At 62.6% G+C, this 12,381-nt stretch carries 8 protein-coding genes; 1 reads left to right on the forward strand and 7 read right to left on the reverse strand.

Translation table 11 applies throughout. The features are described from left to right. Positions 1 to 13: 13 nt before the first annotated feature. Entirely contained in the window at positions 14 to 4,552 is a 4,539-nt protein-coding gene (gene gltB / locus LCF59_RS14245; RefSeq protein WP_292288280.1) for a glutamate synthase large subunit, read from the reverse strand. Between the two features lie 68 nt (positions 4,553 to 4,620). Beyond that, positions 4,621 to 6,054, reverse strand: a complete 1,434-nt coding sequence (locus tag LCF59_RS14250) for an NAD(P)-dependent oxidoreductase (protein WP_292288281.1) — start codon at positions 6,052 to 6,054, stop codon at positions 4,621 to 4,623. A 219-nt stretch (positions 6,055 to 6,273) separates the two neighbouring features. On the opposite strand from LCF59_RS14250, the gene LCF59_RS14255 reads away from it, so the two are divergent. Next, positions 6,274 to 7,077 (forward strand): undecaprenyl-diphosphate phosphatase, encoded by an 804-nt coding sequence (locus tag LCF59_RS14255; protein WP_292288282.1) that lies wholly within the window; start codon positions 6,274 to 6,276, stop codon positions 7,075 to 7,077. A gap of 100 nt (positions 7,078 to 7,177) precedes the next feature. On the opposite strand, the gene rlmH is transcribed toward LCF59_RS14255, so the two are convergent. The 5 genes from rlmH to LCF59_RS14280 all read right to left on the reverse strand — a co-directional run bounded on the left by rlmH (position 7,178) and on the right by LCF59_RS14280 (position 12,325). Next, positions 7,178 to 7,651, reverse strand: coding sequence for a 23S rRNA (pseudouridine(1915)-N(3))-methyltransferase RlmH (gene rlmH, locus LCF59_RS14260; protein ID WP_292288283.1), 474 nt, complete (start codon positions 7,649 to 7,651; stop codon positions 7,178 to 7,180). Positions 7,652 to 7,665: 14 nt separating this feature from the next. Continuing rightward, complete coding sequence (gene rsfS, locus LCF59_RS14265; protein WP_292288284.1) at positions 7,666 to 8,031, reverse strand: ribosome silencing factor; 366 nt, start codon at positions 8,029 to 8,031, stop codon at positions 7,666 to 7,668. A gap of 153 nt (positions 8,032 to 8,184) precedes the next feature. Beyond that, positions 8,185 to 10,533, reverse strand: coding sequence for an aldehyde dehydrogenase family protein (locus LCF59_RS14270; protein ID WP_292288285.1), 2,349 nt, complete (start codon positions 10,531 to 10,533; stop codon positions 8,185 to 8,187). Between the two features lie 34 nt (positions 10,534 to 10,567). Further along, positions 10,568 to 11,551 (reverse strand): deoxyribose-phosphate aldolase, encoded by a 984-nt coding sequence (gene deoC, locus LCF59_RS14275; RefSeq protein WP_292288286.1) that lies wholly within the window; start codon positions 11,549 to 11,551, stop codon positions 10,568 to 10,570. Between the two features lie 90 nt (positions 11,552 to 11,641). Further along, positions 11,642 to 12,325, reverse strand: a complete 684-nt coding sequence (locus LCF59_RS14280; protein ID WP_292288287.1) for a putative nucleotide-diphospho-sugar transferase — start codon at positions 12,323 to 12,325, stop codon at positions 11,642 to 11,644. Between the last annotated feature and the right edge of the window lie 56 nt (positions 12,326 to 12,381).

The following is a 12,381-nucleotide window of genomic DNA, read 5'->3' on the forward strand; positions in this document are numbered from 1 at the left end:
CTCTGCGGGCCGGTCACTCCGCCGGGACGGCCTGCTCCTCGATGCCAAGAGGGTGGCTGATCTTGTCCAGCATCTCCTTGGGGCAGACCTGCACGAAATGCGCCAGTTCGATATCCCAGTGTTGCAGGATATCCTGTCCCTTGCGGCTCGTCGTCTCCTCGACATGCCGCTCGATCAGCCGCTTCAGTTCGGCCTCCCAATGCGCGGTCGAGACCGGGCAGGTCACGAGGCTCTCCATGTTCATGAGCGTCTGCCCCTTGCCCTCTGGATCGTAGACATAGGCCATGCCGCCGGTCATGCCCGCCCCGAAGTTCGCGCCGATCTCGCCCAGGATCACCGCGACACCGCCGGTCATGTATTCACAGCCGTTGGAGCCGCAGCCCTCCACGACCACCTGGGCCCCGGAATTCCGCACTGCGAACCGTTCCCCGGCGCGGCCTGCTGCGAACAGGACCCCCCCGGTCGCCCCGTAGAGCACGGTATTGCCGACAATCGTGTTCTCCGCCGCTTTCAGCGGGCTGACCTGCGGCGGCCGCACCACGATGGTGCCGCCCGACAGACCCTTGCCGACATAATCATTGGCGTCACCCGACACCTCGAGCTTCAGCCCCGGAGCCGCGAAGGCGCCGAGCGACTGACCCGCCGAGCCGGTCAGCTTCACCGTCAGATGGTTCGGCTGCAGCGCGTTGTTCATGCCAAAGGATTTCACGATATGGCTCGACGTGCGGGTGCCGACGGTCCGGTCCGTGTTTTGCACCGCGTAGGACAGCTGCATCTTCTCGCCATCCTCCAGGAACCGCGCCGCATCGCGCACGATTTCGGCATCCAGCGTGTCCGGCACCGGATTGCGCGGGCGGGTGCGGTCGTAAACGATGTCATCCGACCCGTCGACCCGGATCAGAAGCGGGTTGAGGTCGAGATCATCGAGATGATCCGATCCGCGGCTGACCTGGCTGAGCAGATCGGCACGGCCGATCACCTCGTCCAGCGACTTCGCCCCGATCGAGGCCAGCACCTCGCGCACCTCCTGCGCATAGAAGGTGATCAGGTTCACCACCTTGTCGGCGTTGCCGGTAAACTTCTCCCGCAGCTCTTCATCCTGCGTGCAGACGCCCACCGGGCAGGTGTTCGACTGGCACTGCCGCACCATGATGCAACCCATGGCAATGAGCGCCGCGGTGCCGATGCCGTATTCCTCAGCCCCCAGCATCGCCGCCATGACGATGTCACGCCCGGTGCGCAACCCGCCATCGGTCCGCAGGGTCACGCGGTCGCGCAGCTTGTTCATCGACAGGACCTGATGCGCCTCGGTCAGGCCCATCTCCCACGGCAGCCCGGCATATTTGATCGACGTCGCAGGCGATGCGCCGGTGCCACCATTGTGGCCGGAAATCAGGATCACATCCGCCTTGGCCTTGGCCACGCCGGCCGCAATCGTGCCGACACCCGAGGACGCCACCAGCTTGACCGTCACCTTGCAGCGCGGGTTAATCTGTTTGAGGTCGTAGATCAGCTGCGCAAGGTCTTCGATCGAATAGATGTCGTGGTGCGGCGGCGGCGAGATCAGCGTCACCCCCTTGGTCGAGTGGCGCAGACGGGCGATCAGGTCGGTGACCTTCATTCCCGGAAGCTGTCCCCCCTCACCCGGCTTGGCGCCTTGGGCGACCTTGATTTCAAGCTCTTCACACTGGTTCAGGTATTCGGCGGTCACGCCAAAGCGGCCCGACGCCACCTGCTTGATCTTGGCAGACGGGTTGTCGCCGTTGGGTTCCGGCACGAAATGTGCCGGGTCTTCGCCACCTTCGCCGCTGTCGGACTTGGCGCCGATCCGGTTCATGGCCACGTTCAGCGTCTTGTGCGCCTCGGGCGACAGAGCGCCCAGCGACATGCCCGGTGTCACGAACCGCTTGCGGATCGAGGTGATGGATTCCACCCGCTCCAACGGGATCGCGTCGCCCAACGGCTTGATCGCCAACAGATCGCGCAAATGGATCGGCGGGTTCGCCTGCATCGCCTTGGAATAGGTCTTCCAAATCTCGTAGGATGCCTTGTTGCAGGCCATCTGCATCAGGTGCATGGACTGCGCGCCCCAAGCGTGGGTCTCGCCGGATTTGCGGGCCTTGTAAAACCCGCCGATCGGCAGCACATCCTGACCCCCGCGGAAAGCCAGCGCGTGGATCTCCTCGGCCTTGCGCTGCAATCCCGTCAGCCCAATGCCGGAAATCCGGCTCAGCATGCCGGGGAAATATTCTGCACACATCGCGCGGCTCAGACCGACCGCCTCGAAGTTCAGACCGCCGCGATAGGACGAAATGACCGAGATGCCCATCTTGGACATGATCTTCAGCAACCCCTGATCCACGGCATCGCGGTATTTCTTCACGGCCTCTGTCAAGGACAGGTCCAGCAACCCGCGATTGATCCGGTCCGCAAGCGAATCTTCCGCCAGATACGCGTTGACCACGGTCGCGCCAGCGCCGATCAGAACCGCAAAATAATGCGGGTCAATGCATTCTGCCGATCGCACGTTCAGCGAACAGAAGGTGCGCAACCCTTTCCGCGTCAAGTGGCTGTGCACCGCGCTGGTGGCGAGGATCATCGGCATCGCGACCTTGTCTTCACCGCAATATTCATCCGTCAGGACGATATGACCCGCTCCTGAACGCACAGCGTCTTCGGCCTCTGACCGGACACGTTCCAGTGCGTCTTTCAATGCGCCTTGGCTGCCACCTGCCGCGAAGGTGCAGTCGATCTCGCACAGGCCGGCGTTGAAATGGTTGGCCAAGTCCTTGAACTGCGCGTTGCCCACGAAGGGGCTGTCCAGAACGAGGATCTCGGTCTGCGCGCTCGACTCGTCCAGCACGTTCTTGAGGTTGCCGAAGCGTGTCTTGAGGCTCATCACCCGGAATTCGCGCAGGCTGTCGATGGGCGGGTTGGTCACCTGGCTGAAGTTCTGGCGGAAGTAATGCGACAACGGGCGGTACTTCTTGGACAAGACCGCCGACGGGGTATCGTCACCCATCGACGCGACCACCTCTTTGCCATCTTCGGCCATCGGGGCCAGAACCTGCTCCAGCTCTTCGATGCTGTAGCCAGCCGCGATCTGGCGGCGGCGCAATTCGCCCCCTTCGAACATCGCCGTTTCGGTCACCCGGGAGAGCGCGCTGTCCAATTCGTTGATCTTGCCGACCCAGTCGCCAAAGGGCTGGCAGGCCGCCAGTTTATCCTTGATCTCGACATCGTGGTAGAGCTTGCCCTCGGCCATATCCACAGCCAGCAGCTGACCCGGACCAAGCGCACCCTTTTCGCGGACGGTGCTTTCGTCGATCGGGACCATGCCCGCCTCGGACCCGGCGATCAGCATCCCGTCGCCTGTCACGACATAGCGCATCGGGCGCAACCCGTTGCGGTCCAGACCGGCGCAGACCCAGCGACCATCGGTCATGGCAAGCGCGGCCGGGCCATCCCAGGGCTCCATCACCGAGTTGCAATAGGAATACATGTCCCGCCACGCCTGCGGCAGTTCCACGGCCTGCTTCGACCAGGATTCCGGGATCAGCATTGTCTTTGCCATCGGCGCATTCCGTCCGGCGCGGACCAGCACCTCGAACACCGCATCGAGCGCCGCCGAATCGGACGCACCATTGGCGATGATCGGCTTGATGTCTTCGGCCATGTCCCCAAAGGCCGCCGAGGCCATGCGGATCTCGTGGCTTTTCATCCAGTTGGTATTGCCCTTGAGCGTGTTGATCTCGCCGTTATGGGCCAACATGCGGAACGGCTGCGCCAGCCACCACTGCGGAAAGGTGTTGGTCGAATAGCGCTGGTGATAGATCGCAAAGGCGCTTTCGAACCGGTCGTCCTGAAGATCGGGATAGAACTCGGCCACTTGTTCGGCCAGCATCATGCCCTTGTAGATGATCGACCGGCAGGACAGCGAGGCGATATAAAGCTGCCCGATCCCCACCGCGCTCGCCGCCTTTTCAATCCGGCGGCGAATGACGTAAAGTTCGCGCTCGAAGGTTTCCTCATCGACCCCCTTGGAGTTGGAGATGATGATCTGTTCAATCTCGGGCCGCGTTGCATTCGCCTTCTCGCCCAGGCACTCGACATTCACCGGCACGTGCCGCCAGCCATAGATGTAATAGCCCATGCGCAGCACTTCGGTTTCCACGATGGTCCGGCAGGTCTCCTGCGCGCCGAAATCGGTCCGCGGCAGGAACACCTGGCCAATCGCCATCAGCTCGTCCATGCGCGGTGTATGGCCGGTGCGTTCGATCTGGTCGTAAAAGAACGGCGCCGGGATTTGCACGTGAATGCCCGCGCCATCGCCGGTCTTGCCATCCGCATCAACGGCACCACGGTGCCAGATCGCCTTGAGCGCGTCGATCCCTGCTGCAACCACGTTGCGCGACGGGGTGCCATCAAGGCTCACCACGAGGCCCACGCCACAGGACGAATGCTCGTCCTCCTCGGAATACATGCCGTTCTCGGCCATCCAGGTGCGCTTGGCTTCCTCGGCGCGGACCCATTCTGCGTCATATTTGGTCATGTGAAGTCCCTCCTCGGGGCCCGCTCACAAGGACGGCGGTCCTTGCGCGGGCTTGTGTCAATTAAGATCTATTCCGCAGCAACGGCGCTTGCGCCGGCGAACTGGCGCAGAACGGCATCCGCGCAATCACGCCCGTCGCGGATCGCCCAGACGACAAGAGACGCACCGCGCACGATGTCACCTACCGCATAGACGCCCGGCAATGCAGTCGCCCCGCTGGTGAATTCCGCTTTGACGGTGCCCCAACGGGTCACCTCCAGCTCGGGCACACCCCACAGAGTCGGAAGCTCTTCCGGCTCGAAACCCAGCGCCTTGATCACCAGGTCCGCCGGCTCGACATAGTCGGACTCTTCGATGACCTCGGGCATCTGGCGGCCCGTCGCATCCGGCAGACCAAGGCGCATTTTCTGCACCATGACGCCCTCCACCGGATCGCCGGTAAAGCCCTTGGGCGCGGTCAGCCATTCGAACTTCACGCCTTCTTCCTCGGCGTTCTGCACCTCGCGCTGCGAGCCGGGCATGTTCTCCCGGTCGCGACGATACAGGCATTTCACCGATTCCGCGCCCTGGCGGATCGCCGTCCGGACACAATCCATCGCCGTATCCCCGCCGCCAATCACGACAACTTTCTTGCCCTCGGCGTTCAATTCGCCGCTTTCGAACTCGGGCACCGGGTCGCCAAAGCTCTTGCGGTTCGAGGCTGTCAGGAAATCCAGCGCGCGGACAATGCCGGCAACGCCCGATCCCGGACCACCCAGGTCGCGGGACTTGTAGACCCCCGTGGCGATGATCACGGCGTCATGTTGACTGCGAATCTCTTCGAAGGAAATCTCATCGCCGACATTGCAATTCAGGACAAACCGCACGCCGCCCTGTTCAAGCTGTTCGTTGCGGCGCATGACGACCGGCTTTTCCAGCTTGAAACCGGGAATGCCATAGGTCATCAGCCCGCCCGCGCGGTCATAACGGTCATACACCGTGACCTGCACGCCCTGGCGGCGCAGCACATCCGCGGCGGCCAGGCCGCCTGGACCGGCGCCGATAATTCCAACGCTTTCGCGTCTCTCCTGCGCGGGTGTGATCGGCTTGACCCAGCCTTCTTCCCACGCGGTGTCGGTGATGTATTTCTCGACGGCACCGATGGTGACGGTGCCATGCCCCGATTTCTCGATGACGCAATTGCCTTCGCACAGCCGGTCTTGCGGACAGATGCGGCCACAAATCTCGGGAAACGTGTTGGTCGCCTGGCTGACTTCATAGGCCTCTTGCAACCGCCCCTCGGCGGTCAGGCGCAGCCAGTCGGGAATATTGTTGTGCAACGGACAATGCGACTGGCAATACGGCACACCGCATTGCGAACAGCGGCTTGACTGCTCCTTGGCCTTTGCATCGGCATATTCGGCATAGATTTCATGGAAGTCGTCGCGCCGCTCGTCAGCAGTGCGCTTAAGCGGCATGTCGCGTTCAACCTGCACAAACTTCAACATCGGCTGCTTGGCCATGGCTCGGGTCCTTCCTTAGCTCCGGTCGCGTCTGACTATAGAAATCATCAGCAAAAGAAAAGTCACATGTGCTGACCTATTTTGGGGAATTTCGCCGAGTGAGCCAAAAAATATTGCTGCGTCGCAGTTATTTTAGGTCCGATCCGGACCCAACTTTCCTCTTTCTAATGATTTTCAGACCTTTATACCCGACGGCGAATTTGTATCTGGATCACTCCGATGGCCTTGACCCACTTGCTCATACTGGCCTTGATTCAAGGTATCACCGAATTCTTGCCGATCTCGTCTTCAGGCCACCTGATTCTCCTGCCGCAATTGACCGCACTGACAGACCAGGGACAGGCACTGGATGTGGCCGTACATGTGGGCACGCTTGGCGCAGTGATCCTGTTTTTCTGGACCGACGTGCGCGGCGTCGCAGCCGGTCTGGGTCGTCTTGTTCAAGGTCGGCTCGACACTCAAGGTGCGTTCTGGGCGCTTTGCCTGCTGGTCGCGACAGTGCCGGTTGTGCTCCTTGGTCTGGCGCTCAAGCTGACAGGGTTCGGCGACCTGCTGCGCTCCACCGCCGTGATCGGATGGACCATGCTGATATTTGGCATTTTGCTCTACTGGGCCGATCAAACCGGACCAGTGGTCAAACAAACCAGCAACTGGACCCTGAAAGATGCCGTCATCATGGGTCTCTGGCAGGCGCTGGCGCTGATTCCCGGCACCTCGCGCTCTGGCATCGTCATCACGGCCGGCCGGCAGCTTGGTTATGATCGCGAAAGCGCGGCGCGGCTTGCGATGCTGATGTCGATCCCGACAATTCTCGCCTCGGGCACCCTGCTCAGCGTCGAGGTGGCACAAGAGGCGAACACAGCGCTCTTTCGCGACGCCGCCATCGCGGCGGTGTTCGCGTTCCTTGCCGCCCTTGCCGCCTTGAAGCTGATGTTCGCGCTGCTCAAATCCGTGAGCTTCACGCCATACGTCATCTACCGCGTGCTGCTCGGCGTGATCCTTCTGGTCATCGCCTACACCTGAGCGACATCCGGTTTCCCTGGGTCGAAGATGCGTTGGAATACACTCCGGCGATTCAAAGCCTTGTCGCAGCCTGTCGGATTGGCGCAGCCAATTCGAAACCCTAGCCCCGATGATAGGGCGTTCCGGCAATGATCGACGCCGCGCGATATAATTGCTCGGCCATCATCACGCGGACCAGTTTGTGCGGCCAGACCATCTTGCCAAACGAGAGCAGAAAATCCGCCTGTCCGCGCAACGATTGGTCCAATCCGTCCGCCCCTCCAATGACAAAAGTCACGTCAGATCGCCCCTGATCCGCCCAGGTCCGCATCATTTCAGAGAAGTCCGGCGAAGACAGGACGCGGCCGCGCTCATCAAGGCAGACAGTCAAGGACCTATCCGGGATCGCCGCCCTGAGCAGCGCGGCCTCGGCAGCTGTCCCGCCGTTTTTCCTGTCCTCGACTTCGACTTCGGTTCCAAATCGCCAGCCAAGGGTGCGCCCGGTCTGACCGAACCGGGACACATAGTCATCCAAGAGGGCGCGCTCTTCGGACCGGCGATTCAGCCGCCCTACGGCGCAAAGATGCACCCGCATCTAGGTAGACCGCACTAGCTGGTCTGTGCCGCGCCCACCGGGAGCCACATCTTTTCCAACTGGTAAAATTCGCGCACCTCCGGCCGGAACACATGCACAACCACATCGCCGGTGTCGATCAGAACCCAGTCGCCTGTTTCCTTGCCTTCGACCTTGCACAAAACGCCGCGCTCGGACTTGAGCGTATCCACCAGCTTTTCGGCAATCGCAGTCACCTGTCGGGTCGATCGCCCGGAACAAACCACCATGTAATCGCCAATGGCCGATTTTCCGCGCAGATCGATCTGCACGATATCTTCGGCCTTGTTGTCTTGAAGATCGTCAAGGATCGCCGCGAGCAACGCGTCGCTGGCTGATCCGGCTCGGGATGCACCGGTCATCGGTACGCCCCCGTCAGCGGCCTTGGCCACATCCGATTGAAGTGACAGGACATCGTCCTCCTTTGATTATGCGCCAATCATAGCAGGCGCCCGCATGGGCAGAAGGTAACACCTGCAATGTGGATTCTCAATGACCGCGGCCAAAATTGGCGATCAGGCGCCGTAAGGCACCCAAACGGTCTTGGTATCCGTCGCCGCATCAAGAAAGACGCGCCCTTCGCCCGCCTCACCCGCCCAGTCGCGCGCGCGCCCGTCATTGACCCATGTCCGCTTGAGGTTGCCGGCGGCCCCGCGCTCGATCCCGGCAGACAGATCAGAGGAGGAAAAGGACCACACCGCCTCGACATCCATATGGCTGGCCAGCACCGGGGCCAGATCGGTATGACGCCCGGTGAGGATATTGACCACACCACCCGGCACATCCGACGTTTCCAGGACCTGGTAGAAATCCGTCGCGGCCAGCGGGAACGGCTCCGATGCCACCAGCACCGTGCGGTTGCCCATCGAAATCGCCGGGGCCATCACCGACACCAGTCCCAGCAGCGGATGATCATCCGGGCAAATCGCCCCGATCACACCGCAGGGCGCGCGCATCGCAAGCGCCACGCCCCGCAAGGGGACCTGCGCCACGCGGCCGTCGAACTTGTCGGCCCAGGCGGCATAGGTGAACAGGCGGTTCACCGATACATCGACCTCTTTCGCGCCGGATCGGCCACCCGTCATCCGGTTGATCCGCGCAGCGAATTCGTCTTTCCGTGCCGCGAGGTTCTCGGCGATGTAATACAGGATCTGCGCCCGCAGATGCCCCGTTGTCCCGGCCCAGCCCTTGGCCGCCCGCGCCGCTTCGACGGCATTGCGCACATCCTTGCGGTTCGCCAGGGGCGCCTGCCCGATCAATTTTCCCGCTTTGGTGAAGACGTGATAGGCATGGCCGCCATCGGGCCGGGCCTGCTTGCCACCGACATAAAGCTTCGCCGTCCTGTCCACCGCCTGTGGCTCTGTATCGGCCCCGCTGCTGAACCCGGCGATCTTGGCCAGCGCTTTTCCGGGCCCAGACGGCTTGGAATAGGCCATCATCCCTTCCGGCCCGCCCTCGCGCCCGAACCCGCTTTCGCGCACCCCGCCAAAGGGGGCCGCCGCGTCGAACATGTTGGTCCCGTTGACCCAGACAACGCCCGCCGCAAGCTTTGGCGCAATGTCGAGGGCCACGTTGATGTTTTCGCTCCACAGCGTCGCCGCCAGCCCGTAACGCGTGTTGTTCGCCAGATCGACGGCCTCACTCGGCGTGCGGAACGTGGTCCCGACAAGCACGGGTCCGAAAATCTCTTCCTGCATCAGAGGATCGGCGGTGCTAAGCCCGGTGATCAGCGTCGGCGGATAAAAACACCCGCTCTCCGGCATCTCGCAATTCGCGCGATATGTCGTACCGGAAGAGTTGCCATCGACCAGCTTTCGAATCGCCTCCAGCTGTTTGGGGTCGACAATCGCGCCGACGTCGATCGACTTGTCCAAAGGCGAGCCAACCCGAAGCGTGTCCATCCGCGCGCGCAGCTTGGCATGGAACCGCGACGCCACGCCTTCCTGCACCAGCAGCCGCGACCCGGCGCAACACACCTGCCCCTGGTTGAACCAGATCGCATCGACAAGGCCTTCAACGGCCGAATCCAGATCTGCATCCTCGAACACGATATAGGGCGACTTGCCGCCCAACTCCAAGGTCAGCGCCTTGCCCGACCCAGCCGTCGCCTCGCGGATGCGCCGCCCCACGGCGGTCGATCCGGTGAACGCCACCTTGTCCACGTCCGGGTGCGTGACGACCCTCTCTCCCACGGCCCCGTCACCCGTGACGATATTGACCACGCCTTTCGGCACCCCGGCCTGGCGGCAGATGTCGGCGAACAGAAGCGCGGTCAGCGAGGTGTATTCAGCAGGCTTCAACACCACGGTGTTGCCCGCCGCCAGGGCCGGTGCCACCTTCCAAGACAACATGAGCAGCGGGAAGTTCCACGGGATCACCTGCCCGCACACGCCCTGCGCCACGCGCCCGGCATATTCGCTGTCGAACAATTGCGCCTGACCGGCATGATAGTAGAAATGCCGTTGCGCCAGCGGGATATCGATGTCCCGGCTTTCGCGGATCGGCTTGCCGTTGTCCAATGTTTCAAGAACCGCGAACAACCGCGCATGTTTCTGCATGAGCCTCGCCAGCGCATAAAGATACCGCGCGCGCCCCGGTCCGCCCAGCTTCTCCCATTTGCCCTGCGCCCGGCGCGCGGCCGCAACGGCGGCATCCACATCGTCCTCCGTCGCCTGGCTCACATGCGCCAGAACCTCCCCCGTCGCGGGATTGCGGCTCTCGAACACCGCTTCGGGTTCAGTCATGGCTCCGTCGATGAAATGACCAAACCGATCGCCCTGGTCGACCAGCCATGCCAGCGCATCCCCCGCTGCCTCGGGGGCCGACCCGTAATCCATACTCTCGAATATCTCTCGCACGGTCATGGCTTCTTCTCTTTAAAAATATGCAAACGCGACATCACCCAGCCGCGTGCCGCCAGGACGCCGAATAGGCCCCGGTCACATGATGCTCCAGCTGCCGTTCGATATCGCCCAGCAGCGACGAGGCGCCAAAGCGGAACAGATCGTTCTGCACCCAGCGGTCGCCCAGCTCTTCCTTGATCAACGCCAGGTACACCAGCGCGTCCTTGGCCTTGGAAATCCCGCCGGCGGGCTTGTAGCCGACACGGTGCCCCGTCGCCTCGTGAAACTCGCGGATCGCCCGGACCATCACCAGCGACACCGGCAATGTGGCATTCACGCTTTCTTTGCCGGTCGAGGTCTTGATGAAATCCGCTCCCGCCATCATGCAGACCAGCGAAGCCCGCGCCACGTTCTGCAAGGTGCCAAGCTCTCCCGTGGCCAGGATCGCCTTCACATGCGCCTCGCCGCAGGCCGCACGGAAGGCCCGCATCTCGTCATAAAGCGCCTGCCAGTTCCCGGTCAGCACATGCCGGCGCGAGATCACGATGTCGATCTCGGCAGCACCCGCCTTCACGCTCTCCTCGATCTCCGCGACACGAAGATGGAACGGTGACAGGCCCGCCGGAAACCCCGTGCTGACCGCCGCCACCGGAATCCCCGTGCCTGCCAGCGCCGTGACGGCGGGCGCAACCATATCGTGATAGACACAGACCGCCCCGACGGTCAGCCCGTCCATGCCCAGCGCCGCCAGCAAATCCGACCGCACCGGTTGCAGCGCCTTGGCGCACAGGCGGGTCACCCGGCCCACCGTGTCATCGCCCGCAAGCGTCGTCAGGTCGATACAGGTCACCGCGCGGCACAGCCACGCTGCCTGAAAGTCCTTCTTCACCGACCGCCGCCCCGGCAGCGCCGCCGCGCGCCGCTCGATCGCCGACCGGTTCGCCGTGGCCCGCATCACCCAGTCAAGGTCCAGCCCCATCCCCGGATTGCGCGGCTCGACCGTCTGCGGCAACTGCACCGCCTCTGTCTGCATCTGCATGGCTCTCACACTCCTTGGCGACTGATGCTGGCACGCGCTGTGTCCACGTACAAGCCGCTCCGCCGCGTTCACCGGATGATACGGATCCGCCTACCGGATCAAATTCGAAAACCACCGTTTGAACAGGGTCTTCTGCGGCCGCAGGATCGGCATATGCAGGATACGCGGCTTCGGCTGGTCCGAATAGATCAGCTCTGACGCCTCGAAAACACGTTTGTTGAATTGCGGCGGCAAGACGTAGAACCGCAGATCGGAATGCCACAGCGTTTCCCGGAACGTCGGCTGGTCGATCTTCATCCCCGCCGCATCATAAGCCGCCTGCCAATCGTCGAAAAACCGGTCGGTTGCCGCGTTCCTGCGATAGAGCAGCACCCCGCAATTGATCTCGGGAAAGGTCTCCGGCACCTCGGTCCGCCACATCCGCCTGTGTCGCGGCCGGTGCCACAGCATCACATGCGCGCCGCACAGGTCGAACTTCTGCAACAGGTCGAACAAGGACGACAGATCAGCCCGGATCATGGTGTCGTTGTCCAGGTACAGGGTCTCGTCATAGGGGCTGAACTTCAGCGCCCCCACCTTGGGCCGGGTCATGTCGGCGGGAATGACAAAGCTCTGGTCGAACCCCGAAACGTCATCACCCTCGGCACACCAGATCGCGCAGGGCAGATCCGGGTTGTGCGTCTTGACCGATGCTGCCGATCGCCGCGCCACATCCACATGGGCCTTGCCCCAGGCCACGTATACGACCCCGCGCGACGGGGGGGATTCCGACATTCTGACGCCTCCACGCTTGTGCCATCGCCTTACCCAAGCGCATGTCCCAAGTAAAT

Source organism: Marivita sp., assembly GCF_020055675.1.
Taxonomy (GTDB): domain Bacteria; phylum Pseudomonadota; class Alphaproteobacteria; order Rhodobacterales; family Rhodobacteraceae; genus Marivita.

Bases quoted from the DNA above. Each gene is read 5' to 3' on its own strand.
- LCF59_RS14255 (WP_292288282.1), top strand. From the start codon at position 6,274: ATGGCCTTGACCCACTTGCTCATACTGGCCTTGATTCAAGGTATCACC.
- LCF59_RS14280 (WP_292288287.1), bottom strand. From the start codon at position 12,325: ATGTCGGAATCCCCCCCGTCGCGCGGGGTCGTATACGTGGCCTGGGGC.
- LCF59_RS14250 (WP_292288281.1), bottom strand. From the start codon at position 6,054: ATGGCCAAGCAGCCGATGTTGAAGTTTGTGCAGGTTGAACGCGACATG.
- deoC (WP_292288286.1), bottom strand. From the start codon at position 11,551: ATGCAGATGCAGACAGAGGCGGTGCAGTTGCCGCAGACGGTCGAGCCG.
- gltB (WP_292288280.1), bottom strand. From the start codon at position 4,552: ATGACCAAATATGACGCAGAATGGGTCCGCGCCGAGGAAGCCAAGCGC.
- LCF59_RS14270 (WP_292288285.1), bottom strand. From the start codon at position 10,533: ATGACCGTGCGAGAGATATTCGAGAGTATGGATTACGGGTCGGCCCCC.
- rlmH (WP_292288283.1), bottom strand. From the start codon at position 7,651: ATGCGGGTGCATCTTTGCGCCGTAGGGCGGCTGAATCGCCGGTCCGAA.
- rsfS (WP_292288284.1), bottom strand. From the start codon at position 8,031: ATGACCGGTGCATCCCGAGCCGGATCAGCCAGCGACGCGTTGCTCGCG.